Below are 24,839 nucleotides of genomic sequence, written 5' to 3'. Positions count from 1 at the left end.
AAATCCAGAATAGTTAACTTGCTGTTTATACTTAGCTTATTTACGTATTGTTACGCTTGAAAATGCTATTCAATCTCCGTACTTTTATATAGGCAAAGTAACCGCCAATTTCAGGCAAACTATATAAAAGGGATTAGATGATAGAAAAAGTGCAGCTGTTGCTTCAGGAATTTGAGCAAAAGCAGGAAGCAGGTGAGATTGAAACCTTTACAGTTCAGATTTTTACTGATAGCCTGCATATTAAGCCGGAACCCGGTCTTGCATCAGCTTCCCAACGTATAGATTTAAGTACTGAGTTACTTTTGACCTTTGAAATATTCCTCTCCGATACCAAGGTTATTGTACACAACTCACCCGAATACCTTACCTTGAAAAGCTTACTGAATACACAGGGAACGCTGGAGCGTATGGCACAAAACAAGACGCAGGAATAAGCGCTTTTAGTCTGATGCGCCCAGATCAATAATCTTATGGCGGATGGCATATTTGATAAGATTGGCTGTATTTTTTGCGCCAGTTTTTTCCAGAATATTCTGGCGGTGGGTTTCGATGGTTCGTTTGCTGTTGAAAAGCTTGTCTGCTATCTGGGCATTTGTGTAGCCTTCGGCAATCAATGCTAAAACTTCCACTTCGCGCTTCGATAACCCCACATGTGTTATCGAATCGTTAGCCGGCTGTGCCGGTGCCATCGCGTTAGACAGCATATTTACAGCTAGTTCGCTGCAGATGTAGGTGGTGCCGCCGGCAACCAGTTTTATGGCAGAGCGCAACTCATCTTTGCCCGTTGTTTTGAGGAGATAACCCGAAGCGCCGCACTGCATGATTTTTTGCACATAAGGCAAACTGTTCAGCATCGAGAGTGCAATAACCCTTGTATCCGGGAATGCTGACACCACGCGCGTTGTAGCTTCAAAACCATCCATTTCCGGCATATTAATATCCATCAGTACCACATCGGCAGGTGTCTGGGCAAGCAGCTCCAGTAACTCAACACCATTGCCGGCCTCCCCTACTACATCAATCTCGCTGTCTTCGGAAAGCAACATTCTAAGGCCTTGCCGTAAGATCATATGATCCTCTGTAATGATAACCCTAACGTGTTTGATTTCTTCCATTTGTATTTTCTGAGCTGATGATTTTAATATGATTCAATGACAACTAACTTTCAAAGTATAAAAACTAACTGAGAAACCAGTAAGCACCAAAACGAGCGGAACCATCCTCAGCACCTAATAAGGGAGGTTCCGCTCGTACCAGTTGGGTAATGAAATACCTTCTACGAGCTGCATTCCATAAAAAGTATTGTCTAACTATGTACGATAGTTGGTTTTAATTATGTAGCGCAGCATTTGTAATTACCGGGTTTATACAATTATTTACGGATTTGTAACAAAGCTTACGTATATCACGCAGTAAGTACAATACTAGGTGATAAGTTATCATCTGAAATTACCTCGATTTTTATAAACAAAGTATAGAAATAGCTGCCACAAACAAGCCTCAGCAATTTCAGATAAAGGCTGCACAAACCAATTTGCTGATCAGATCATAAAAAAGGCATCTATAAACACGATAGATGCCTTTTTTATGATCTGATTGTTTCCACTACTCTTTTCTTTGCCGATAGCAAAACAATAAATTAGCTGGTATTAATTTACTGAAAGAGCTTACTGGCCAGATCGAGTTCTTCCTGCAAAATGGTATGCGGCCTGCCAGGGTATATCTTTTTAGTAACGACAGCGCCGAGCTTTTCCATGACCGCTACAGTTTCTTCTACCCTGCTAACCGGCACATGCGCATCCGGATCGCCGGTGGTGATAAGTACGGGCGTTCCGGCAAAGTCGCCTTTATACCTGGTTGCGACCAGCTGCTCCCCAATAAGACCGCCGGTAAATAGCAGCAGTCCGCCATATTTAGTGGCATTACGAGCAGCATATTCTGAAGTAAGACAAGCCCCTTGCGAGAACCCGCCTAAGTATAAATTCTCAGTTTTAACGCCTTGGTCAAGTATACTTTTAACCAAGGCATCCAGCTGCTCCAGCGCCGAATCCAGTGCCGGTTGGTTTTGTACTTCCGGCGCCATAAAACTGTAGGGGTACCAGCTGTTTGTCGTAGCCTGCGGTGCAAACAAAGTATAGTCCTGAACAGGCAGGTAATTGGCCAGGTCGAGTATACTTTGCGCCGAAGCGCCGCGACCATGTACCAGAATAAGGGCTTTTCCTGTTTCTGCTAACGGTTTACCGCTGCTTATCACGTTTGTAGTATGCGTATACATTTATCGGTAATTATAAAAGTATAAAATGTATGCCTCAGGTTTTATAATTGCTTAGTCTACTTTGGGCAACACAGCTTCTATTTGTGCTCTGCGCGATTCGTACTGAGGTGGCAGCAGCAAGCTTGAGCCCAACTTATCCCATGGCTCATCAATTCCAAAACCAGGATTATCGGTAGCGATCTCGAACAGCACACCGCCCGGCTCCCGGAAATAGAGCGAATAAAAATAATTGCGGTCTATTTTGTTGGTGATGTTGTAGCCAAGGCTCGCAATCTTATCATGAAACTGCATCAGTACCTCTTCGTTCTTCACCCGGAAAGCAATGTGGTGGTTGGTACCGGCACCGCCTATGCCACGCGCCTCGTTTGGTAATTCCACCAGGTCTACGATATTAGCAGAAGTTACCGCTTCTGTAACATAACGGTAACGGTTTCCGCTTTGCTCCTCCAGGGTATAGCCAAAAATATCTGTTAAAATGCGGGCTGTTTCTTTCTGGTTTTGCAGGGTTAAGGTAACGCCATGAAAGCCTTTGGTAGCCACTGCTGCTTTTACTTCTTCGGTTTCCCAGGGAGTTCTGCTATCGCCGTTCTTCGGTATAACTAACTCCAGCTTCAACCCATCCGGGTCCAGAAAGGTCAGGAACTTTTCGCCGAATTTTTCGGAAGGCTTGTTGTAAATCACGTTATGCTTTTCGAACCGCTCTATCCAGAAATCAAAGCTGCCTTCCGGCACCGAATAAGCAATATTGGTAACCATACCGGTTCCCGAGCTGCCTCTGCGTGCACCTTCGTATGGGAAAAAGGTCAGGATGGTGCCGGCACTTCCGCGCTCATCCCCAAAGTATAAATGGTATGTGCCCGGATCATCAAAGTTTACCGTTTTTTTAAGCAGGCGCAGGCCTAGTATTTTGGTATAAAAATCGAGATTGCGCTTGGCCATACTTGCAATGGCAGTGATGTGGTGCAAGCCTTCTATTCTGTTTTCCATATTGATCATACTTTATATTGCTATATCCGTTACCAGTTTATACTTCGAAACCGGGACCGCAGCTACCTCAGGCTTGTTTTACTAACTGTATTTCTGCCTGCAGCTTTATTTCGTCGCTTACTACTACGCTGCCCGCCTCGGTCACGGCGTTCCAGGTAAGGCCAAATTCTTTGCGACTGATCTTTGTATTAACGGTAAAACCTGCTTTGGTCTGCCCATAAGGGTCTACTACAATACCGCCAAATTCTACATTCACGGTTACAGGCTTGGTCACATCCCGGATTGTCAGGTTGCCGTGCAGCTTATAATCGTTACCACCTGCTGCCTCATAACGCGACGCTTCAAAACGAACTTCGCTATACTTTTCTGCATCGAAAAAGTCCGGCGATTTAAGGTGCGTATCACGTTGCTCGTTGTTGGTGCTGATCGAGTTTACATCAGCCGTAAAAACAACGCGCTCTGCTTTGGTAAAATCTTCGTCCGCGGTAACAGCCTCAATATTAAAATTTTTGAAATACCCCGTCACGGTCGTGATCATCAGGTGCTTTACTTTAAACTGAACTTCGCTGTGGGTTGGGTCTACTGCCCAGTTAATTGTTGCCATGATTTTTTATGTTAACGTTTTAATGATTCGTGATAATATTACAAATGTATGTACATTTAATGTATATACATATAATTTAGTATAAAAGTTTTCCTGATCAGTAAATAATCCATCTGGGAGAGATCTTAGCAATGTATAAAACGTGCCTGATAATGCCAGCATAGGCCGTGGTTTATACTTTAGGTTGCTATTCAGGCCCCTATTCACGAACTTTACAACTTAACATTATAAATTACCTTGTTGCCACCAGCTATACTTCCTTTTTCTTGTTTAAAGCCGGTTACTGGTTTTGTAGCATCATCTCACCATGTTACGCTCTGCGATGAACTTACAGGTTACCGCCTGTACTTTCTATCGGTACCGAAAGCCTTTAACAGGTAAGCCGTACAACCGGCAACTCACCACACAATTATTACCACAGTTTGCTTTTAGCTTTAAACCTGTAGTACGAAAGCCAGGTAAAGCACTTTACAGTTCTGGTAACTTCTTCAGTTCTTAATTTCAGATACATTTACAAACCATGCTGTTTTAAACAGCAGCTATTCACCAATATACTTTTTACTATGGGTCTCTTTAACTTCCTGACACAAGGCATCGCAATAGACATAGGAACGGCAAATTTCCTGGTGCTACAGGATGGTAAAATAATACTGGACGAACCTTCTATCATCGCTTTTAACCGTGCCACCGGCCAGGTACTGGCTGTGGGCAGCAAAGCCGAACAGATGGAAGGCAAAGAGCACGAAAACATCCGCACCATCCGCCCCCTTAAGAATGGCGTGATCGCAGATTTCCATGCGGCAGAGCACATGATCAAGGGTATGCTGAAATTAGCATTTCCGGAGCGACGTGGCTTCTCTCCTTCTTACCGCATGGTGGTGTGTGTGCCGGCTGGTATTACCGAAGTTGAGAAAAGAGCTATCCGCGATTCTGCCGTTATAGCGGGCGCCAAAGAAGTATACCTGATACACGAGCCGGTTGCAGCCGCCATTGGCATTGGCCTGGACGTGCAGGAACCAAACGGGCACATGATCATCGACATCGGAAGCGGTATTACCGAGATTGCCGTAATTGCTCTGAGTGGTATTGTATGCAAACAAACAGTACGTGTGGCAGGTAATGTTTTTGATGACGATATCATGCAGTACATGCGCAAGCAACACAACATCCTGATCGGGCAAAGTACAGCCGAAAAAATTAAGCTTGAGGTTGGCGCTGCTGTTTACGATCTGCCGGAAGCGCCTGAGCCCTATGCCGTAAAGGGACGGGACCTGATGACGGGGTTGCCTAAACAAGTAACGGTCACTTATCAAGATATAGCTTCCTGCCTCGATAAGTCCATAACTAAAATTGAAGACGCCATTCTGGTCACGCTGGAGTTAACGCCACCCGAACTTTCATCAGATATTCACCAATCGGGCATTTACTTAACCGGTGGCGGTGCACTGCTGCGCGGACTCGATAACAGGCTGGCTGCTAAAACCAGGTTGCCGGTGCATGTGGTAGAGGGCCCTTTACTGGCTGTGATCAAGGGTACAGGTGTAGCCCTGAAAAACATCGATAAGTTTAAATTCCTGATGCGCTAGTTAGCTATACTTTAATAATTAGGCGCTTACAATGTATTTGCAGTTGGTGTTTATAACCCTGCAAAGGCATCTATCAGGTTACCTATACTTTTGAAAAACGCGGTGGCTGGCATTTCAGATTCTGTAGTTTTTTGTTCTTTCTGAAAATCTGTACTTGCATAAGGCTGGCAGCCAAAAGCCATACTTACTACCAGCAGCAGCCACTTACTTTTCCGGAAAGTATACTTTGTACGTTGGGTCCGGTTGCTCTCTGGCCCGGAAGCCTGGTTTTGTTTATACATAGCTTATCTTAGTTTCAAACTTTTAGGTAGCGCAAGTATAAAGCGGCGGGCTTACATGCAAAACTATTTGTGACGGAAGTAGCCTTTGAAGTGATGAACTGCGGCAAAAAGTATACGTTACTGCCTTTATCAAAAACAGAAAGTATAAACCGAAGCATTTATGTAAAAAGAAGCAGCGCATTCTCTTTATAGATTTGCTTTGATACACTGGTTTTCGCGTTATTTACCAAAGCAAGCGGTGGCTCTGCATTTTACTTTCCAAAGTAACGCCGCCTGCTGCCTTAAAAACGAATTCATACTTATACAATAGCAAACTAAATGGCTTCAGGATTACTGGCTTTATTGGATGATGTGGCGGCACTTGTAAAAGTAAGTGCGGCAAGCCTGGACGATGTTCCGGCACAAGTAGCGAAAACGACAGGCAAGGTTTCAGGTATCGTGATTGATGATACAGCCGTTACGCCTAAGTATGTTGTAGGCCTCGATCCATCGCGGGAGCTTTCTATTATTTTTCAGATCGCTAAAAAGTCAGCGCTCAACAAGTTACTTATTTTAAGTCCGGCAGCGCTTATACTTGGTTTTTTTGCGCCCTGGGCCATTCCGCCTATTCTGATGCTGGGTGGCGCTTATTTATGCTTCGAAGGGTATGAAAAAGTACATTCAATGTTCAGCAAGTCGCATGATGTAGCAGATCCGGAAAGCGGGGAAGGCATAAAAATTATTACACCGGAGGAGCTTGAAAAAGAAAGGATTCAAGGTGCCGTTCGCACAGATATGATCCTGTCTGCTGAAATTGTAGCCATCACCTACTCCACTGTAGCCGACCAGCCACTGTTAACCCAGATTGCGGTAATGATCAGTGTGGCAATTTTTATTACGGTTGCTGTTTACGGTTTTGTCGGCCTGATCGTGAAGGCGGATGATTTTGGTGTACACCTGGCTAAAGATAGGTTTCATCGTAACGTACAGGGTATAGGCAGGGGAATTGTGAAATTCATGCCGCATTTCCTGAAGTGGCTTGGTTATATTGGTACGGCAGCTATGCTATGGGTAGGTGCCGAAATAATTGCTCACAACATTCCGTTTACAAGCCATTTGCTGCACAACCTGGAACATGCCCTGGCTGATATACCGGCGCTTGCCTGGTTTGCAAAAGCCTTTTCGTGCATGATCGGCGGCTTGCTCTTGGGCTTTGTAATCGATAAGATTGTAACGTTGGTACGTCCGTTATTTAAAAAGAAAGCGGTTACGGAGTAAAGCCTTTCATATTCAAAATACAACTAAACTTAAAAAGCCTTCCCTGGAAGTATAAACCCAGGGAAGGCTTTTTTTATGCTGATCTGTGAAGCTGGCTATACTTTTAAAAGCTATTCGTCTTTCGCTTTTCTTACCTGTTTTATTACCGGAATCAAGGCTACTATGATACTGATCGGGAGGATCCAGCCCAGGTAATCTTTAATAGCCGGAAACTGGCTGCCCAACAAATAACCTGCTAAAGCAAAGGTGCACATATAAAGTATACTGGCGGTAACTGTCAGGAACATAAAGTTAGTAAACTTTATGTCCGTGGTACCTGAAACTACCGGGCTGAATGGCCTGATGATAGGCAGAAACTTACCGAAAATGATAGCCGCTTTGCTGTGTTTGCTAAAATAATCTGTAGCCAGGTGCAGGTACTTTTTCTTGAAATACCAAGTATCTTCTTTATTATACAGTTTCTTCCCGAATTTCTTGCCGATATAATAACCCGAACTATCTCCGATTATACTGGCTATGATCAGAGCAACCAACAGTACTGCCAACGGAATCTTCAGCGTGCCAGTACTCACCAAAAGCCCTGCCGTAAAAACCAGCGTTTCGCCGCCCGGCACAACTAACCCTATTAACAAGCCTGTTTCGGCAAATATCAGTATAACGATTAAAAGGAAACCGCCCCATTCAATTAAACTTGTCGTATCCATAGTAATAAATCTGATAAAGGTTTACTAACTGTAGTTTCCGGTAATTGGTTACTGCAAGCATTTTTCCCAGTGTATGAATTCCTGTTTTCAGGCAGAGAACTCAGCTTTTACAAGTACCTTCGGCACAGATTTAAGGAAAACCAATTAGCCTGGCTATGCGCACTGTTTTACAACGATTTATACTTTCTATACTTGCAGCTTTTTGCCTGACAGTTGCAGTAGCTGATCCTATTGCCGCCCCAACTTTGCTTGCTGCGGGCCGGCAACCCCAGGTAGCCACAGACATAGCCGGAACGATACGAATTGTGTACGGCCAGTCCGAAAATATTTACTGTGCTACCTCTACTGATAACGGCCATACTTTTTCCGAACCTGTGCTGGTAGCCCACCTAAGCGGTTTATACCTTGGCATGTCGATGGGGCCGCAAATTGCCAGTTCTGCGCTATACTCAGTAGTGACAGCGATTGATAAAGGCGGAAATATTCACTCCTACAGCCTGCAGCATAAAACAAATAAATGGACAAAAGCAGCTACGGTAAACAATGTAACAGGCTCTGCTCCGGAAGGGCTGATGAGCCTCGCTGCCGATGAGAAAGACACGTTTTACGCAGTCTGGCTTGATGTGCGGGATACCAAGCAAAACAAGATCGTACTGGCTTCTGCTTCAAAAAATGCGGCCAGCTGGTCTGATAATAAAGTAGTGTACCAGTCACCGGACGAAACCGTGTGCGAATGCTGCAAACCAAGTATAACGGTACAGGGAAAACAGGTTACGCTGATGTTCCGGAACTGGATAGATGGCAGCAGAGATTTTTACCTGACAACATCAAAAGACGGTGGCAAAACTTTTTCGAAGGCCCAAAAACTCGGAAAAGGAACCTGGCAACTAAAAGGCTGCCCCATGGATGGCGGCGGCCTGACCATCGATCAGCATAATAAAATACAGACCGTGTGGCAGCGCGATGGTAAAATTTACCACGTAACTCCTGGGGCAACGGAAACCGAAATCGGGCAAGGCCGAAACTGCCGGCTTAGCGGAACCAAAAATCCGGTAATTGCCTGGCGGGACAATAACAAAATGCTTAAAGTAAAATTTCTGAACACTGGCAAAGAAACCACACTTGGCAAAGGCAGCTACATAGAAACCGTAGAACTGGCCGACAAAGCAACACTGTGCGTCTGGGAAAACGAAGACAAAATATACTTCCGGAAGCTGTAAGGTATAAAGCCATCTGCTTTATCTTAAAACAAAAAAGCGATTCCCCGGCCTTTATAAAGTATGACCGGGGAATCGCTTCTTTTTATGTACAACCTTTAATTTTCTGGTTCTTTAAAGTATAATTCAAATGTAGTTCCTTTGCCCAGTTCGCTCTGCACTTCAATTAAACCATTGGCATTATCAATCAGGCGCTTCACAATGTAAAGCCCCATGCCAGTACCATCTACGTGCGTATGGAAACGCTTAAACAAAGTATAAAGCTTGGCCTGGTTGTCTTCGCTGATGCCAAGGCCATTGTCTGCAATCGTTAAGATTACATACCCATCCCCTTTCCTGGTTTTAAGTGAAATAACGGGTTCCCGGTCTAGAGCTTTATACTTAATGGCATTGCTGACAAGGTTATAAAGTATACTATACAGGTTTTTCTTTGAGAAACTAACCAGTGGCGCGTCCTTAAAATCAACGGTAATGGTTGTGTTGCCGTTTGTGATCAGCTCCTGGTTGTTGTTCTTGACTTCATCAAATACTTCCTGCACGTTCACATATTCGGCTTCCCCGTCGATGTTGCGCTGCACTTTGGCAATATCCGTTAAATCCTGGATCACGCTTTTAAAGCGGCCGATCGCGCCTTTTATCATTTCAAAAACAGGCTCGGTCGGCTCTCCCGGTATTGGCCCGGCTCCTGCTATCTGGTCTTCCAGCAACAGCGTTAACCCTTCAATGTTTCCGATCGGAGATTTAAGGTCGTGGGAAGCCGTATAAACAAAGGTATCCAGGTCCTCGATCACGCGCAGCAGGTGTTCGTTTGTTTCAAGCAGTTTTTCCTGCGTTTGCTTTAAAGCCGTCAGGTCGATAAAAGAGCCCAGCACTCGGTACGGCATCTGGTACTCGTTGTGCATGATGTAGGCCCGGTTGGATACGTAAGCATAGGTGCCGTCTTTTCTTCGTAACCTGTACTCCGCTGTCCACTGGTCTTTCCCGAAGTTGATCGCTTTGTTCAGGCCATCCAGAATTTGCTCTTTTTCATCGGGGTGTATCAGGTCTGCCCAGCCGTTTATGCCCTTGCCCATATCCTCGAGGTTATAGTTGAGCATTGCCCGCAGACTATCGCTCCACCATATCTCATTTGTAACCAGGTCCAGGTCCCAGATCACATCGTTTGTCGCCATCGAAACTAACCTGAACCGTTCTTCGCTGGCAGCAAGCGCCTGCGTACGTTCCGAAACCCTCTTTTCAAGCTCGTTGTTAAGTTTGATCAGGTCTTCTTCCACAACTTTGAGCTCTTCGTAGGCCATCAGTACCCGGTCGTCGCTGTTCTTTTTCTCGGTGATGTCATCCATGGTAATGGTCACGCCATCCCCCATTTTTACAGCGGCTATTTCGTACCAGGCCTTATTGCCTTTCAGTTCTAACTGCTGCTCGATATGGAAAGGCTCCCCATCTTCCACTACTTTAACCAGCTTCCTGAAAATACCGCTTTTCTTCATGAAAGGCATTTCCTGTAAAACACTGGTGTCTAATAATTCTGCTTCCGTACTGCCCAGTATAGCCTCTGTTTTTTTGTTTACCAGTGTCCAGGCAAAGTCTACAATCTCGTGTTTTTTATCGCGAACAGTTTTAAAAGCCATAATGCAGTTAAGGGAGCTATTGAGAACGCCCTGCACTACATTGCTTAAGGTTTTAAGGGTAGTTACTTCTACAAAACTGATCACAACGCCGTCTTTGTTGCCGTTGTGCTTGAGGTATGGAATAATGCGCATCAGGTAAAATTTACCTTCCAGCGTTTCAACTTCTTTCTCAATATCAGCCGACGTGTTGTTTACAAGTTTGATGTCTTCAATCAGCGAATTGTAAATGATGTTGTGCGATAAATGGTGAATAGGCCTACCCATATCGCTTTCAATAATATTAATAAGCCCTTTGATAGCTGGCGTATACTTGCGGATAGACAGGTTATGATCGATGAACAACTGCCCGATGTTAGAGCTCCGGATGTAATTATCCAGGTCCTCGTTCAGTTCCTGCAGTTCTTTTATCTTAAGCTGATGCTCTGTATTTACGGTGTGCAGCTCCTCGTTCAGGGATTGCATTTCTTCGTTTGAGCTCTGCAACTCCTCATTAGACGACATCAGCTCTTCGTTACTCGACTGCAGTTCTTCGTTGGAGGTGCTCAGGTCCTGTACAGTTAAATGCAGGCTTTCACGGGCATCTTTCAGCTCCATCTCCAGGGCTGTCAGCTGCTGGTAGTAATCAGAGTCCGATACGTACGACAGGTCTGATAATTTTGGCAAAGGCGTTACTTCGCCCATTTCCTGGAACAGGATCAGGATAACTTTCTCCTGCCCTTTATCGAGGGTTATGGGCCTGATGGAAACGTGTACCAGCTTATCTTTTTTACCCAGTTTAACAGTTACCTGCCTGGCCACTACTTTGCGGTTCTGCTTCACTGCTTTCCGGATGCCTACACTCAGGGTTACAGCCAGTTCTTCGGGCACCATCTTAATCAGATTAAAGTGCAGGCGCTTATCCGGAAATTTAAGGTAACGGTTAATATCACCGATTCCGTGCAGCAACTGGTATTGTTCATCCACATACAGGGCGGTAACCTTATAATCTTCGGCCATCGCATCCATAAACGACTCGTTATACTTGCTAAGCGAGAAGTTTTTCTGGATCGTAGACTGGCTTAACTGGTTCAGGCTAATACTTAAATCAGAAATACCGTACATCTGCTGCCTGCTGATGCCTCTTCCCTCTTTTATTTTCCGGAACAATTTCCATTTGCGGTTTTCCTCTAAAAAAAAGGACTTAAAATCTCCTATATGTTCGCTTGGGCCCAGCATCAGGTAGCCACCCATATTAAGCGCGTACGGGAATAAGGAGATTACTTTGTTCTGCAGCTCAGCGTTCAGGTAGATGAGCATGTTACGGCACGTAATCAGGTCGATGCGGCTGTAAGGCGGGTCTTTCTGAAGGTCGTGCTGGGCAAAAACCACCAGCTTCCGGAGGTCTTCTTTAATATGATACCGGTTTCCCTTCAATATAAAAAAACGGTTTAACCGATCTGCCGAAACATCTTTTGTGATGGTAAGCGGGTAACTCGCTTTGGATGCCTGTGTAATGGCCTGCTGATCGATATCGGTTGCAAACAGCTTTACATTGGGTTGCAGGCCATTGCGCTCGTAAGCCTCGCAAAACAACATGGCAATAGAATATACTTCCTCGCCGGTGCTGCAGGCAGCTACCCATACTTTTATGGTATCCTTGTCCGTTTTTTCCTCGATCAGTTCGGGTACCACCTTCGTTTCCAGCAATTCAAAGGCATCGGGGTCCCTGAAAAAGTTGGTAACGTTAATGAAAAACTCCTGGCAAAGGATCTTTATTTCTGCAGGGTTCTCATGAAGGTAGTTCAGGTAATCACCCAGGTCGTTCAGTAGCAGAAAATCTATTCGTTTCCTGATCCTGCGGTTGATCGTGGCTTTTTTATAGTCTGTAAAATCCGTTTGGGTGTGGGTACAAACCAGATCCAGGATATCTTTCAAAATAAGGTCTTCTTCCAGCTCCTTGCTTTGCTCTATTAAAGATTTTACCAACGGAATCTTACGCGTAAACTCAATTATTTCATCGGGCATCAGCTCCGGCGCAAGTATATAATCTGCGTAACCTGCATTAATGGCGCTCCGGGGCATCCCGTCAAACTTAGCTGTTTCGGGGTCTTGCACCACTACCATGCCGCCTGCCCGTTTTATGGCCATCGTTCCTCTGGTGCCATCTGTTCCGGTTCCGGAAAGTACCACACCAATGGCATACCTTCCCCTGCTTCTAGCCATCGACTCAAAAAACAGGTCGATCGCAAAATTAGGTTCGCGGTTCCGGGTTTTATCGGCTAAGCGCAGGCGGCCATGTTCTATGGTAAGCTGTTTGCCGCTTGGCATAACATACACACAGTTGGGCCGGGTAAACATTTTATCTTCCGCTTCCAGCACCTGCATGCTGGTATGTTTCGAAAGCAGCTCGGCCATCAGGCTTTTATGGTCCGGAGAAAGGTGCTGGATGATAACAAATGAAAAAGTGGAGTTATTCGGGAAGTGGTCGAACAACATATGGATCGCCTCCAAACCACCTGCAGAAGCCCCGATCCCAACTAAATAATGATCGGTGGGCTTTATTTTTTCAGTTTCCGAAGGAGAATCTTTTGGCATCTGTACTAATTCCTGTTCTGTATTCATACGGCAATGGCTGCGTTAACCTAGCGGGTTATACCTGCTGTTATCTTTCCTTGATAATTTTTTCCAGGACAGCGCTGCGTAATGTTTCGGCTGCATCCTCTTCTTCCTGCTGCCAGGGAAGAGAAGTATACTTCACAGTCTCGATGTAAGTGGCAAAGGAGTTTCTCGGATGATAACTTTTTCCGTCCTGCTCCATTTGGATGGCGTTATTCGGGTCGCCCCCCCATTGCAGCGTCTGCTGCACTTCCGGCCGGAAGCCAAGTATAAATTCTCCCTGCTCGGCGTTAATAGGCATCGCGATCAGGCCGCTTGCCTTATCCATGTAGCGTTTGCTGTGCGGGTACACCGTTGGAAGCGATGCCGTGGCAAACTGCCCGTTTGCTTTGTTGCGCCGCAACCAAGATACAAGCTCCTTAATTTCCTGATCGGTGGGGGTATCGCCACTCGTCCAGATATTTCCTTCAAACATAACAGCGGCACCGCTTAAATCCAGCAGTTGCTGTATGTCTACATTCCCTTCCAGAAGGCCATCCGCGAAGCTTGAACTGCTGTACAATTGCTCCATTAAGGAGGCATGTATACTTCGTAACTTTACCCGGAGGCCCATGTTCTCTTCTTTCTGGCGTGCTTCCAGTTGGGCCGAAAGTATACCTGATACCAGTTCCATAGCGGAGCGCATTTCGTAGCTGGTATACTTGGCCGTTTTATGGTGGCACGAGATCAAACCCCAAAGCTTGTTATCGATAATAATAGGCAACGACATGGAAGCATCTACTTTCATGTTGGCCAGGTACTCCAGGTGCACATTGGCTACGCTGCGGAGGCTGCAATCCGAAAGATCGGTAAAGCGTTGTGTTTTCGGGTTGATAATCGGCACCAAACGTACCGGTGTGTAACTGCGCGTCGGGATCAGGCGGTACGGGTTTTTAAAGTATAGTTCGCGTGCCTGCTTAGGCACATCGGAGGCCGGAAACCGAAGGTCCATGTAATCATCCATATCGTCTTCTTTGGCCTGCCCGATCACGATGCCGTTCCAGTTTGGGTCGAACTGGTAGACCATTACTTTATCAAAGCTGGTAAACTTCTTGAGTTCGTCGGTTGCCACCTGTGCCACTTCCTTTATAGAAACGGCTTGTTTTAAAAGTGTTGTGATGTATTTGATGTGCTGGTAAAAGCTGGTGAATGATTCCTGCTCCGACGGGTCGCTCAGTTCCATTTCAACCAGGATATAATTTTCATGCACCAGTATAAGCGTCGTGAAAACCACATCGTTGCCACCTACATTAAAGGTTAATGTAAACGGAATCTTATCGTGTATGCCCTGTGATTTTATTTTACGAAGCACCTCGCGGTACTGGTTCTCAGGTATAAAAACGGAAAGCGGCTGCGACAGCAATTGCTCCGCCTGCAGGTGCAGAAACCTGTCAGCATTTTCACTTACCTGGATAATGGTATAATCAACTTTATCAAGTACCAGCAACATGCCATGCGGCTGAATAAGATTAACTAAGTGTAAAGGAATGCTTCCGCATAATTCGGAATCGTAATTCTTTTCGATGGTTACGTTTAGGGGTGCTGTCTTCTGCTCCATTCTTTCTCTGAAATTGTATTGCCCGGAAGGCGTTCTATCTTCTAAATTTCTGGGTTGCTTTACAATCTCTGATTAACCAAACGGCTACCGGAACTGGGTAAGAATCAACGATAAAAAAGCCTGCACTGCTTTACTAATTAATGTGGTAATAAAGTTGTATCCTGTACAACGATCAAAGTACAAGAACCATTGCTTTACGAATTATAACCTGTACAAACATGCTATTGTTTATACTTTCACAAACTTTATATACTTTCCAAAATAGAGTTTTCGGATATAATTGAGGGTAAAACAATTGCCGCTTATACTACCGCAATCCCGGTTAAAGTAACACAAAGCTAATTTCGTACATGCAAGATACATTTTTTGAAAAAAAACATGGCATTCTGCTACATAATTTCAGCTAAAGCAAATATCCTATTTTTTATATACAAGCTGATTTATACTTCGTTAGTGCTTAAAATAGTTTCGGTCAGTTGGCTTTTGCTACTCCAATAACCTTCATACTACTGTTTTTACTATATTTACAGGCATCCATTAAACAGGATAAATCTAAATGATTATACCTAGTAAATTTTTAAAGCTGGAGTATAACCCGGCAACAGATATTTTGTACGTAGAGTGGCCTGATATTTATGAATTCAGCTCTCCCGAACTTAAGTTTATACTTGGCGAAGTAATCAACACGATCCGGAGCTACGATGTGAAGAAAGTCCTCGCTGATTCTACAAAATCAGTTGTAACGCTTGATCCAGCTGAATACGAAATGATTTTAGATCAGTTTACAAAAGACCTGATGGATACACGCCTCGAAAGGTTTGCACGCCTGACTACCGGACAGGGTTTCCGGGAGTATGCTGCTGAAAAAGTAGCAGAAGCGCTGCAAGGCATTTGCAACGTCCAGAATTTTAATGATAAGGATGAAGCCATTAACTGGCTGGGCAGTTAAAAGAACTTAAGACGCTACGTTGATACTTTAAAGTTGACAGCGATAAAGAAAACTATTCCGGCTGCCATAGCTGTGTGTTTTCACTGGCAAGCACCCCCATCAGGCTAACGTATAGTTGGCGGTAAAAACACCAACAACGGCAGGTTTTAATCCTGTTTTATACTTTGATTTCATACTTTCAATACAAATAATAATGCGGGCAAACCGCTTATTTTTTAAGGAGAGTGGCATAGAGCACCGGGCTAAAGAACCGCAGATTTTCTATAAGACAAGCCACACTGTAAAATTTTTCAGGAGCAATTTCTTCATTTTCGGCCAGCGCTTCCAGCACCGTATCCAGGGCATGTACGTAACGGTGGGCAAATTCTTCTTCAGTCATGGCTTTTTTAAATTTCTGGTAGCAATATGTACATAACTTTTTTACCGCACCTATAATTTCATTTTTCTTCTAAGGTTTGTTGTTCAGATCTTAAAAAAAAGGTATGTCCTTGTCGTTAGCCGGTACCGTAAAGTATACTTCGCTTAACAGGTATCACTATGAAACAGAAAAAAATTAAAAAAGGACGGCCTAACCTTACCGGTAAGCTGACTGCACAGGATCTGGTAAAACTCGGCTTTCCGTCGGGCAAGCCCACAGGTACTGCACTCAACATCATTCATACTTATTTTACGGAACTGCCCCGCCTTCATCAGATCGAACTGCTGCAGGATGTACTCGCTGCGCCGGACCAATACCAGTTGCACGCTACCCTGGCGCCACTTGCCCAGGCCATACTGCACCGCAAAGAAAGTGCGCCTATCAGCCTGAACGAAACCAAGTTACCATATACTATTTACGGTGCGGAAGGGATAGAACAAGGCGCTTTAAGCCAGATGGATATTGCCATGCAGCTGCCTGTAACGCAAGGCGGCGCCTTAATGCCCGATGCCCACCAGGGTTACGGGTTACCCGTAGGCGGCGTGCTGGCCACACACCATGCTGTTATTCCGTATGGCGTAGGGGTGGATATTGGCTGCCGTATGAGCATGAGCATCTTTGCGATCAACACCAGCTATCTTGAAGCCAACCGCGACAAACTGATTAAAATGCTTACCGACAGTACCCGGTTTGGCAACAATGCCTTTAAGAAACCAATGGACCATGAAATAATGAGCCGGCCCGAGTTTTCTGAAATACCGGTGGTGCGCGAACTGAAGGAACGCGCTTACATGCAATTAGGCAGTTCGGGCGGTGGCAATCATTTTGTTGAGTTCGGGGAAGTGGAGCTGCACGGTGCCGATAATGAATTTGGATTGAAACCCGGAAGTTACCTGGCCATACTTTCGCACTCGGGCTCCAGGAGGTTAGGTGCCAACATTGCCGGTTACTATACAAAAGTAGCAATGGATGCGTGCCCGCTGCCACAGGAGGCCAAACACCTGGCATGGCTCGGCCTCGATACCGAAGCCGGTCAGGAATACTGGCTGGCCATGAACCTGGCCGGTGATTACGCCTCTGCCTGCCACCACCAGATACACGAACGCCTGGCTGCCAAACTCGGAGAAGCGCCCCTTGCCCGCATCGAAAACCACCACAATTTTGCCTGGAAAGAAAAAGATGCAACAGGCAAGGAAGTGATCGTACACCGGAAAGGCGCCACACCGGCTGGCAAAGGCGTGATGGGGATTATACCCGGCACAATGGCAACACCCGGCTTTATTGTAAGAGGCAAAGGCGAAATTGCCTCGCTTAATTCTGCCTCACATGGGGCTGGCAGAACCATGTCCAGAACACAGGCAATAAAAACGCTCTCGCAGCACGAAATGAGCGACTACTTAAAGCAGGCAAATGTAGCCCTGATCGGGGCCGGATTAGACGAAGCTCCACGGGCTTATAAAGACATCCACCAGGTAATGGCGTATCAAAAAGATCTGGTAGAAGTAGTGGGTACGTTCTATCCAAAAATCGTACGGATGAACGAAGATAAAAAGTATGTGGAAGTAGATTAACAATTTATACTTTGTAAACGAAAAGGTAACTGCTTGGCTAATGGGGTTTATCGTTCAAACCAATAATTAAAACCGATGGCTTTAGCAAGTATAAAGTATCTGGAAATCAGCAACTTTATCTTACAAACACATCTTTACTCCCCTTATCGCCATTCGTATAACTTTATGCTTTGGTACTGCAGGTATAGCCAGTTTTTTTATTGAAGTTCTGAAAAAAGCGCTTATTTGCTGTACCAAACCTGATTTATACTTTGATCCTAGATGACTTACGATTTACATATACAAAACGCTCTTATCATAGATGGTACCGGTGCTGCTCCTTTTCAGGCTGATATCTGGGTAGCAGCGAACACGATCACCATAGACAAAGGCGAAATCCCCAAAGAACAAGCAACTGCCCACAGAACCATTGACGCAACCGGACTGGTTGTAACCCCGGGTTTTATAGATGCACACGCCCACGGAGAACCGCTTAAAAACCCGGAATTCAAGAATTTCTTGGCGATGGGTGTAACCACCATTTGCCTGGGCCAGGATGGTTTTGCCCCCGATCTGGGTGAAGATTCTTACCAATCCGGCCAGCCCTTGCAGGAATGGATGACGCAGGTAGAGGCGATCAGGCCAGATGTGAACATTGCCATGTTTGCCGGCCACAACACCATCCGGATGCTTTCCGGGACCAGGTACGAACCCATCCCAACAGAAGAAAACCTGCTCGAAATGGAGCGGCTGCTGAAGCTGGATATGGAGAATGGCTGCTTCGGCATGACCACCGGACTCGAGTATAATCCCGGACTCCATACACATTCAGCAGAACTGGAAAGATTGGCCAAAACCGTAGGCGCTGCCAATGGTTTAATCATGAGCCACATGCGCAGCGAAGACGATGCCACCATACAACCAGCCATTGCAGAATTGCTCACGCAGGGCAAACACTGTCCGGTTCAGATATCGCATATAAAAGTGGTGTATGGCAAAGGCAAAGCGCGTGGCGAAGAAATCAGAAAACAGTTAAACGATGCCCGGGCAAAGGGTATACAAGTAACAGCCGACTTTTACCCCTACTCTGCCAGTTATACTTCCATTGAGATCCTGTTTCCGGAGTGGGCAAAAAAACCGAACAATTACGAGGAAGTAAAACAAACAAGGCGCGACGAATTACTAACCTTCCTGAAAAACAAAATAGAGCACCGCAACGGGCCGGATGCTACCATGATCGGAACAGGCCCTTACAAAAGCAAAACACTTAAACAACTTTCCGAGGAACTGAATAAACCTTTTGAGGAGGTACTGCTGGAAGATATCGGGCCATACGGAGCATTTGGCGCTTACTTTATCATGGACGACGACCTGCAGGAAACCCTGCTGCTGGACCCGCATACCATGCTTTGCACCGACGGAAGCCCCGCCATGAACCACCCGCGCAGCTTCGGCTCCTTTGCTAAAATGATTGAGACGTATGTGCTGAAAAAACAGTTGTTGCCACTTGAAGAAGGAATCCGAAAGATGACCGGATTGCCCGCAGACACCATTGGCATAACCGACCGAGGCAAAATACAGGATGGTTTCAAAGCTGATCTTCTGATTTTTGATCCGGCAGAAATAAAGGAAAACGCTACGTTCGAAAACGCCCAGCAACTTGCCACCGGCTTCATGTATGTAATTGTGAATGGGCAAATTGTGAAAGAAGGCGAACAGTTCAGTAAAGAACGTGCGGGAACTATGTTAAGAAAGCCAAAGGCTTTATAAATGCTGCTCTATACTTGGCAGCCTAATAGTTTGCTTTATATAATTTAACCTGCTGTTGTAGGTATTCTGATTGCAGCTATACTTGCTAAATCGTAAATCTTTAGATTACTGAAAAGTATACTTAATAAAAAGGGGAAAGCGTTTATACTTCGCTTTCCCCTTTTTATTACTTGTACCTGCGGCAGCTTGCCGTTAAAAATTGCAGTAAGCGCAGCCGAAGTTCTGATGGATATTTTCCTGATAGTTTTAAGCTTAGAAAAACAAGAAACTCTACTTAAGCGCTTTGTAAAAGCTGTGTTAATACTTCTTCTTCCATTGGTTTTACCAGGAATCCAGCAACCTGCGCGTATGCCGTAGAGCGGCGTTTATCCAGTTCGCTGGTAGAAGAGGTAAGTATAAATACTTTAAAATTCAGGTTACGAGCCGACATTTCATCCAGAAACTCCCACCCGTCCATACCTGGCATGTTCAGGTCCAGCAACACCACATCAGGGTTAATGTCAGTTATTTCGTTTAGTGCAACTTCTGCATCAGTAAACTCATAAACAGAAAGACTGGGGTCTATGGTTTTGGCAATACTGGAAGTAATAAAGTTGCTGATTTCCATATCATCAACCAATACAATTTTGTTTATCATACTTGTATAGCTAAGCGCTATGCTTTTAGGTCAAGTAAATCGTTAGTTGCCTGCGCTATAACATCTTTCAGAGCCGCATCCAGGTCAGAGGAAGATGTTTTAAGGCGAGGCAGTATTTCTGCTTTAAGGTAGTCCGGAGATTTTACATGATCTACCAAAGACAATAACCCCATAATTCTGCTTAACGGTTCCCGCACATCATGCGCATTCAGAATCGAGATATCCAATAGCTTTTTATTTTTATCGGCGATTTCGCGTGTTCTGCTGGTAATTATTTCCTGTTGGTGCTGGTTAATGGATAAGATCATCGCATTTTTCTCATCCAGTTCGCGGTACAGGCAAAGCTCCAGTAATTTCGATTCCAGTGTTTCGGCTACCAGCTTTACAAACGTAACTTCGCGGCGTGTAAAGGGCTTGCTATTGCCTGCCAGCAAGGATACCACAATCTGACGGCCATCACTTTTAAAAAGCCAGCCCCAGAGTTCTGCCTGTTCCTGGGCTGGCAAATCAAAAACTGCCGGCAACGCAGGTAGTTCTCCTGCTTTCCAATACAAGGGGATTCCCTTTGCGAGCAGCGTTTTTTCATATGCCAGCAAATCAGGCTTACCTATCAGGCAGATGGCAGCATGGTTGGCCTTTACAGTAATATGTACATGCTGGCTTCCGCGCGTATAACTGGCTCTTAACACATGGAAGTTAAACAAATACTTCAGGTTAAGTTTCAGGCACTCTCCTACTTCTTCAAAGGACCGGCAACGGATAAGTGCATTCGAGAACTTGGAAAAAGCCTCGTATGTAATTCTGTTAACCTGATCTTCGGAGTTGAGCACGGCAGCTGTTGTTGTAAGCAGAGATTAAAATTCTGCTTCCAGTAGCTCGTTATCCAGTCTGATGCCCGATACGGTCGCGATCGTATTCAACATGTTCACCAGATCGGCCTGCGCCATTAACTCCTGAATTTCGGCATCGGAAAAACCAACTTCGCTCAGCTCCTGAAAATCTTCGTTTGTGATAGAGGCTGTATCCAGGGCTGCTTTAGAGGCCATACGGATAGCAGTTTTGTAGCTGTTTGGCAATACGGCTGAATCCATGTGCTGCGTAACCCTGAAGTTTTCTTCGCTGCTTATTAACGAACTCATGCTATCTGCAAAAATGCCGTGCGCCTGTGCGCAATAATTACAGCCGCGTTGCTTGGATACGTTGTAGATGATAAGTTGCTTCAGGATGTTAGGAACCTGGCCCTCCAGCAAAGTGGACTTTAGCTTAGCCCAGTTGCCGCGCAACAAAGTAGCGTTGCTACCCTGGCATTTAAACCAGTTAAGTATGAATGGCAGTTGCAGCGACTGCATCGTATCTTCGTAAATAGCTTTTACCTCCGGCGTAGCTTCATCATATGTTACAATTTTAAAACGCGGCTCCGCTAGTGTAGCAATCGTATCCATTATTTTGATTTATAGTGCAATTTCTTATTGTGACAAAGGTACTTGCTAATCCAGCAAAATCATATTTTAACATCTATATTTTAAATAACAAATATATAAAATTATACAATTTAACAGTAAAGTATACTTTAGGGTTATTCTATTAAAGTTTAACCACAGGTTATAGCTTAGCTCTTTAATCTCAGGCAGAAATAAATCGCTTTTATAACCGGTTTAGCGGCGGGTTATACTTTAAATAATTAATTTTAAGCTGGTTTTTAAATTGAAAGGCTACCGCTACACCCACTGATTTGCCACCACATTACTTGTTACCAGATGCACAGACATTTTATACTTCATAAGCCCTATGGGTACATCAGCCAGTTTGTTACCAATGTAAAAAGAAAGAAGCTACTTGGCGACCTGTATGCTTTTCCGGAAGGCACGATGGCGATTGGGAGATTGGATGAAGACAGCGAAGGCTTACTCCTGCTTACCACCAATGGCAAATTAAGCGAACTGGTGCGGAGCAATAAAGTGGAGAAAGAATACTACGCACAGGTAGACGGGATTATAACGCCGGAAGCGATTGAGCAATTGCAAAAAAGCGTCGAAATTGGCTTTGAAGGCATTAAGTATAACACCAGGCAGTGCAAGGCTTTTAAGCTGGATCAGGCCCCTGACTTTCCGGAGCGGAGCCGCAAAATACGCGACGACCGGCATGGGCCCACCAGCTGGGTTTCGATTACGTTAACAGAAGGAAAAAACAGGCAGGTTCGTAAAATGACAGCCTCGGTTGGCTTCCCGACCCTGCGGTTAATACGCGTGCGCATCGGAAGTATAATCCTGGACAAGCTGGAGCCCGGCCAGGTATGCGAAACCGAAGATTTTGCTGCTACATTCGGTTTAACAACAGCTATACATTCAGAAATAAAGCTGTGAAGTATACTTTATTATAGTTCACAGCTTTAGTATAAAACAACTTTACCCCAGCTCTCTACTGTTTTATTCTTTCCTTTTACTCTGGCTCTAAAGTATAAAAAGTCCGGGGCACACTACGTATATAGCATGCCCCGGACTTTCAGTTTTAATCGAGAATTTATACTTTGTTACCTGGCCGAATTACTTTTTAAAAGCCTTCCGGTTGTTACGTTGCCGTTAGCCGTGAGCTTATAAAAATAAATTCCGTCTGTTACCAGGTTGCCCTGGTTATTGGTACCGTCCCAAAGGAGGCGTTGCGAACCTGCTTCCAGCTTACCAAACGCAACCGATCTTATAATATGCCCTGCGCTGTTGTACACAACCATATGCACATTTTCAGGTTTTACGAGGGTTAAGCATATGGTTACGCTTGTACTAAACGGATTTGGATAAGCAACAATTTCGGTAGGCTCGGTGGTAACAGCCAGCGCATTTACAGTGGCTTTGATGATTTTCAGATCGCGTGTGCTGGTTACTTTTGCGCCGCCGGCCAAGATTATACTTACCTTACCTGTAGTAGCACCCTTAGGCACAGTAATTTTAAGTACATTATTTTTGTAAACCGTAAAGCTTTTAGCTAAAGTCCCATTAATCGAAACTTCTTTGGCTGTATTTAAATGCGTGCCTGTAACTAACACGGTACTGCCCACTTTAGCTGCCATCGGGTTAATTTTCACAATGCTTGGCTGCAATACGGTAAAGGTATTTTTACTGATGCTACTGCCACCTGCCGTTTTAACCTGAATTCTACCTGATTTGGCTGTTGCCGGAACCAGTGTTTCTAAGGTGGTCTTGCTGATAACTTTAAACTTAGCAGCTACGCCATTAAATAATACCGAAGTGGCCGATCCCAGATTAGCTCCTGTAATGGTCACTTTAGCACCAGGCAAACCCGCGCCCGGCGAGAAAGAAGCGATTTGCGGAGCCGGCTCAGTAACAGTACCGCTAAGTTTTACAACCCAGTAATCGGCCTGGCCCCTATTCGTTTCAGATTTGTCATTGCCTGCACCAGATACCGACCGGCCTCCTAAAAGATAATGCCCATCGTTGGTAGCGATCATCGTAGAAAGTATGTCGCCTGAATTACCTTTTATGGCTTTTTCCCACTGCTTCGCTCCCGTTGCAGATAGCTTTATAACCCAGTAATCGTCGCTGCAAAATTCGGTGTAGTCTTCACACTCCGTTGTATAATAAGAGCCGCCTAAAAGGTAGCCGCCATCCTTTGTAGCCACTTGCGCTGCAAATTTAGCACCTGCTTCTTTCTTAAAATGCTGCTCCCATACTTTGGCTCCTGTATTGGTTAACTTAACTGTCCAGATGGTATGGGTTATACTTTCGCCTTTACCTGTAGTTGATGTTCCGCTTACTAAAAAACTACCGTCAGTTGCCAGTGTAAGCGCATTCAGGTTATCATTATTCGTACTGCCAATGGTTTTATCCCATACTTTTTTGCCGGTCGCATCTACTTTCACCACCCAATAATCGAGGGGACAATTGCCATATTCGTCGCAGGCGCCGCCCACACGTGCTTCCGATTTATCTCCTGATTTAGAGGAGCCCGATGTTCCTCCTAACAGGTAACCGCCATCCGGGGTAGCCACAATCGTTGCCAGATCGTCGCTGTTTGCGCCCCCAATAGTTTTATCCCATACTTTGTTTCCTTTCGCATCTATCTTCACCAACCAGTTATCAAAAGGGCAGTTACCATCAAAAGAGTCGCATACCCCGCTTTTGTTGTTGGCTGTTTTATCGCGGCCTATACTTGATACCGAAGAACCTGCCAGCATAAATCCGCCATCCGGCGTAGCGACAATGGCACGAAGCTCATCTGTATCTGTGCCGCCATATTGCTTTTCCCACAGCTTGTTGCCGTTTGCATCGATCTTAATAACCAGGTAATTGGAATCGTACCAGTCGTATTGGGTGGAACCGCCCAGCAGAAAGCCTCCGTCGGGAGTGGCTACTACAGTGGTTAGGTTATCATAAGTGAAGCTTTCGAAATTGGTTGTGCCGATGGTTTTATCCCACAGCTTTTTGCCGTTGGCATCTGTCCTGATGATCCAGAAATCGTTTTTACAACCTTCGTACTCGCTGCAAGGGGCCATCAACGGCTGTGTTTTATCACCACTTTTACCGGAGTATGAATCGCCGGCAAGCAAAAAACCACCGTCTGGCAAGGCTACCATTTTCTGGAGGTCATCGTAATCGTTGCCGCCATAGGTTTTATCCCATAGTTTGGTCTGCGCCTGCGCACCTGTATAAGTTGCAGCTACCAGCACGAAGGCTAACACGAAGTAGTGTAACCTGTTTTTTAAAGCGTTGGCGTTGAAAATGAAATGTGAAAGAGTAAAAGTTGTTTTCATATAATTGGGTTTAGAA

21 protein-coding genes are annotated in these 24,839 nt (G+C 45.1%); 8 read left to right on the top strand and 13 right to left on the bottom strand.

The features are described 5' to 3' along the window. Positions 1-137: 137 nt before the first annotated feature. Positions 138-434 (top strand): hypothetical protein, encoded by a 297-nt coding sequence (locus DP923_RS06535; RefSeq protein WP_112305049.1) that lies wholly within the window; start codon positions 138-140, stop codon positions 432-434. Positions 435-440: 6 nt separating this feature from the next. Here DP923_RS06535 and DP923_RS06530 read toward each other — a convergent pair whose 3' ends face one another. The 4 genes from DP923_RS06530 to DP923_RS06515 all read right to left on the bottom strand — a co-directional run bounded on the left by DP923_RS06530 (position 441) and on the right by DP923_RS06515 (position 3,866). Continuing rightward, positions 441-1,115, bottom strand: coding sequence for a response regulator (locus tag DP923_RS06530; protein WP_112305048.1), 675 nt, complete (start codon positions 1,113-1,115; stop codon positions 441-443). Between the two features lie 539 nt (positions 1,116-1,654). Continuing rightward, the gene (locus DP923_RS06525) at positions 1,655-2,275 is read right to left on the bottom strand and encodes an alpha/beta hydrolase (protein ID WP_112305047.1); all 621 of its coding nucleotides are present in this window, start codon (positions 2,273-2,275) and stop codon (positions 1,655-1,657) included. 51 nt (positions 2,276-2,326) lie between these two features. Continuing rightward, the gene (locus DP923_RS06520; RefSeq protein WP_112305599.1) at positions 2,327-3,262 is read right to left on the bottom strand and encodes a ring-cleaving dioxygenase; all 936 of its coding nucleotides are present in this window, start codon (positions 3,260-3,262) and stop codon (positions 2,327-2,329) included. 67 nt (positions 3,263-3,329) lie between these two features. Then, positions 3,330-3,866: a YceI family protein gene (locus tag DP923_RS06515; RefSeq protein WP_112305046.1), complete on the bottom strand. Its 537-nt coding sequence runs from the start codon at positions 3,864-3,866 to the stop codon at positions 3,330-3,332. 563 nt (positions 3,867-4,429) lie between these two features. Between DP923_RS06515 and DP923_RS06510 the strand changes: the two genes are divergently transcribed. Then, a complete protein-coding gene (locus tag DP923_RS06510) occupies positions 4,430-5,452 on the top strand; it encodes a rod shape-determining protein (RefSeq protein ID WP_112305045.1) in 1,023 nt (340 codons plus the stop codon). 50 nt (positions 5,453-5,502) lie between these two features. On the opposite strand, the gene DP923_RS06505 is transcribed toward DP923_RS06510, so the two are convergent. Then, positions 5,503-5,733, bottom strand: coding sequence for a hypothetical protein (locus DP923_RS06505; RefSeq protein WP_112305044.1), 231 nt, complete (start codon positions 5,731-5,733; stop codon positions 5,503-5,505). A gap of 318 nt (positions 5,734-6,051) precedes the next feature. Between DP923_RS06505 and DP923_RS06500 the strand changes: the two genes are divergently transcribed. Continuing rightward, a complete protein-coding gene (locus DP923_RS06500; protein ID WP_112305043.1) occupies positions 6,052-6,990 on the top strand; it encodes a DUF808 domain-containing protein in 939 nt (312 codons plus the stop codon). A 110-nt stretch (positions 6,991-7,100) separates the two neighbouring features. On the opposite strand, the gene DP923_RS06495 is transcribed toward DP923_RS06500, so the two are convergent. Continuing rightward, entirely contained in the window at positions 7,101-7,694 is a 594-nt protein-coding gene (locus DP923_RS06495) for a DedA family protein (protein ID WP_112305042.1), read from the bottom strand. Between the two features lie 155 nt (positions 7,695-7,849). Here DP923_RS06495 and DP923_RS06490 point away from each other — a divergent pair, with 155 nt between their 5' ends. Continuing rightward, entirely contained in the window at positions 7,850-8,914 is a 1,065-nt protein-coding gene (locus DP923_RS06490; protein ID WP_239020955.1) for a sialidase family protein, read from the top strand. Between the two features lie 95 nt (positions 8,915-9,009). On the opposite strand, the gene DP923_RS06485 is transcribed toward DP923_RS06490, so the two are convergent. Beyond that, positions 9,010-13,143: a chemotaxis protein CheB gene (locus DP923_RS06485; protein WP_112305041.1), complete on the bottom strand. Its 4,134-nt coding sequence runs from the start codon at positions 13,141-13,143 to the stop codon at positions 9,010-9,012. Between the two features lie 40 nt (positions 13,144-13,183). Continuing rightward, a complete protein-coding gene (locus DP923_RS06480; protein ID WP_112305040.1) occupies positions 13,184-14,734 on the bottom strand; it encodes a GAF domain-containing protein in 1,551 nt (516 codons plus the stop codon). Between the two features lie 556 nt (positions 14,735-15,290). On the opposite strand from DP923_RS06480, the gene DP923_RS06475 reads away from it, so the two are divergent. Continuing rightward, complete coding sequence (locus tag DP923_RS06475; protein WP_112305039.1) at positions 15,291-15,683, top strand: hypothetical protein; 393 nt, start codon at positions 15,291-15,293, stop codon at positions 15,681-15,683. A gap of 208 nt (positions 15,684-15,891) precedes the next feature. On the opposite strand, the gene DP923_RS16660 is transcribed toward DP923_RS06475, so the two are convergent. Continuing rightward, positions 15,892-16,062, bottom strand: coding sequence for a hypothetical protein (locus tag DP923_RS16660; RefSeq protein WP_165838157.1), 171 nt, complete (start codon positions 16,060-16,062; stop codon positions 15,892-15,894). 158 nt (positions 16,063-16,220) lie between these two features. Between DP923_RS16660 and DP923_RS06470 the strand changes: the two genes are divergently transcribed. Both DP923_RS06470 and DP923_RS06465 read left to right on the top strand, forming a co-directional pair. Beyond that, positions 16,221-17,672 (top strand): RtcB family protein, encoded by a 1,452-nt coding sequence (locus DP923_RS06470; protein ID WP_112305038.1) that lies wholly within the window; start codon positions 16,221-16,223, stop codon positions 17,670-17,672. A 261-nt stretch (positions 17,673-17,933) separates the two neighbouring features. Next, positions 17,934-19,421 (top strand): N-acyl-D-amino-acid deacylase family protein, encoded by a 1,488-nt coding sequence (locus tag DP923_RS06465; RefSeq protein ID WP_112305037.1) that lies wholly within the window; start codon positions 17,934-17,936, stop codon positions 19,419-19,421. Positions 19,422-19,695: 274 nt separating this feature from the next. On the opposite strand, the gene DP923_RS06460 is transcribed toward DP923_RS06465, so the two are convergent. Genes DP923_RS06460 through DP923_RS06450 form a run of 3 tightly spaced genes read right to left on the bottom strand, consistent with a single transcriptional unit; the run spans position 19,696 to position 21,500 of the window. Continuing rightward, positions 19,696-20,058, bottom strand: coding sequence for a response regulator (locus DP923_RS06460; protein WP_112305036.1), 363 nt, complete (start codon positions 20,056-20,058; stop codon positions 19,696-19,698). A 17-nt stretch (positions 20,059-20,075) separates the two neighbouring features. Continuing rightward, positions 20,076-20,888, bottom strand: a complete 813-nt coding sequence (locus DP923_RS06455) for a hypothetical protein (RefSeq protein WP_112305035.1) — start codon at positions 20,886-20,888, stop codon at positions 20,076-20,078. A 24-nt stretch (positions 20,889-20,912) separates the two neighbouring features. After that, positions 20,913-21,500 (bottom strand): carboxymuconolactone decarboxylase family protein, encoded by a 588-nt coding sequence (locus DP923_RS06450; protein WP_112305034.1) that lies wholly within the window; start codon positions 21,498-21,500, stop codon positions 20,913-20,915. Between the two features lie 315 nt (positions 21,501-21,815). Between DP923_RS06450 and DP923_RS06445 the strand changes: the two genes are divergently transcribed. Beyond that, a complete protein-coding gene (locus DP923_RS06445) occupies positions 21,816-22,421 on the top strand; it encodes a pseudouridine synthase (RefSeq protein WP_112305033.1) in 606 nt (201 codons plus the stop codon). Between the two features lie 167 nt (positions 22,422-22,588). On the opposite strand, the gene DP923_RS06440 is transcribed toward DP923_RS06445, so the two are convergent. After that, positions 22,589-24,823 (bottom strand): IPT/TIG domain-containing protein, encoded by a 2,235-nt coding sequence (locus DP923_RS06440; protein ID WP_112305032.1) that lies wholly within the window; start codon positions 24,821-24,823, stop codon positions 22,589-22,591. Positions 24,824-24,839 lie beyond the last annotated feature (16 nt).

It is taken from the genome of Pontibacter arcticus (assembly GCF_003284895.1).
Taxonomy (GTDB): Bacteria; Bacteroidota; Bacteroidia; order Cytophagales; family Hymenobacteraceae; genus Pontibacter; species Pontibacter arcticus.
The sequence above is the reverse complement of the archived record's forward strand: the minus strand, read 5'-3'. Positions and strand labels throughout refer to the sequence as shown.

Coding starts and splice junctions, on each gene's coding strand:
- DP923_RS06465 (WP_112305037.1), top strand. CDS start 17,934: ATGACTTACGATTTACATATACAAAACGCTCTTATCATAGATGGTACC.
- DP923_RS06440 (WP_112305032.1), bottom strand. CDS start 24,823: ATGAAAACAACTTTTACTCTTTCACATTTCATTTTCAACGCCAACGCT.
- DP923_RS06505 (WP_112305044.1), bottom strand. CDS start 5,733: ATGTATAAACAAAACCAGGCTTCCGGGCCAGAGAGCAACCGGACCCAA.
- DP923_RS06480 (WP_112305040.1), bottom strand. CDS start 14,734: ATGGAGCAGAAGACAGCACCCCTAAACGTAACCATCGAAAAGAATTAC.
- DP923_RS06530 (WP_112305048.1), bottom strand. CDS start 1,115: ATGGAAGAAATCAAACACGTTAGGGTTATCATTACAGAGGATCATATG.
- DP923_RS06525 (WP_112305047.1), bottom strand. CDS start 2,275: ATGTATACGCATACTACAAACGTGATAAGCAGCGGTAAACCGTTAGCA.
- DP923_RS06445 (WP_112305033.1), top strand. CDS start 21,816: ATGCACAGACATTTTATACTTCATAAGCCCTATGGGTACATCAGCCAG.
- DP923_RS06485 (WP_112305041.1), bottom strand. CDS start 13,143: ATGAATACAGAACAGGAATTAGTACAGATGCCAAAAGATTCTCCTTCG.
- DP923_RS06520 (WP_112305599.1), bottom strand. CDS start 3,262: ATGGAAAACAGAATAGAAGGCTTGCACCACATCACTGCCATTGCAAGT.
- DP923_RS06495 (WP_112305042.1), bottom strand. CDS start 7,694: ATGGATACGACAAGTTTAATTGAATGGGGCGGTTTCCTTTTAATCGTT.
- DP923_RS06515 (WP_112305046.1), bottom strand. CDS start 3,866: ATGGCAACAATTAACTGGGCAGTAGACCCAACCCACAGCGAAGTTCAG.
- DP923_RS06470 (WP_112305038.1), top strand. CDS start 16,221: ATGAAACAGAAAAAAATTAAAAAAGGACGGCCTAACCTTACCGGTAAG.
- DP923_RS06535 (WP_112305049.1), top strand. CDS start 138: ATGATAGAAAAAGTGCAGCTGTTGCTTCAGGAATTTGAGCAAAAGCAG.
- DP923_RS06500 (WP_112305043.1), top strand. CDS start 6,052: ATGGCTTCAGGATTACTGGCTTTATTGGATGATGTGGCGGCACTTGTA.
- DP923_RS06460 (WP_112305036.1), bottom strand. CDS start 20,058: ATGATAAACAAAATTGTATTGGTTGATGATATGGAAATCAGCAACTTT.
- DP923_RS06475 (WP_112305039.1), top strand. CDS start 15,291: ATGATTATACCTAGTAAATTTTTAAAGCTGGAGTATAACCCGGCAACA.
- DP923_RS06510 (WP_112305045.1), top strand. CDS start 4,430: ATGGGTCTCTTTAACTTCCTGACACAAGGCATCGCAATAGACATAGGA.
- DP923_RS06490 (WP_239020955.1), top strand. CDS start 7,850: ATGCGCACTGTTTTACAACGATTTATACTTTCTATACTTGCAGCTTTT.
- DP923_RS16660 (WP_165838157.1), bottom strand. CDS start 16,062: ATGACTGAAGAAGAATTTGCCCACCGTTACGTACATGCCCTGGATACG.
- DP923_RS06450 (WP_112305034.1), bottom strand. CDS start 21,500: ATGGATACGATTGCTACACTAGCGGAGCCGCGTTTTAAAATTGTAACA.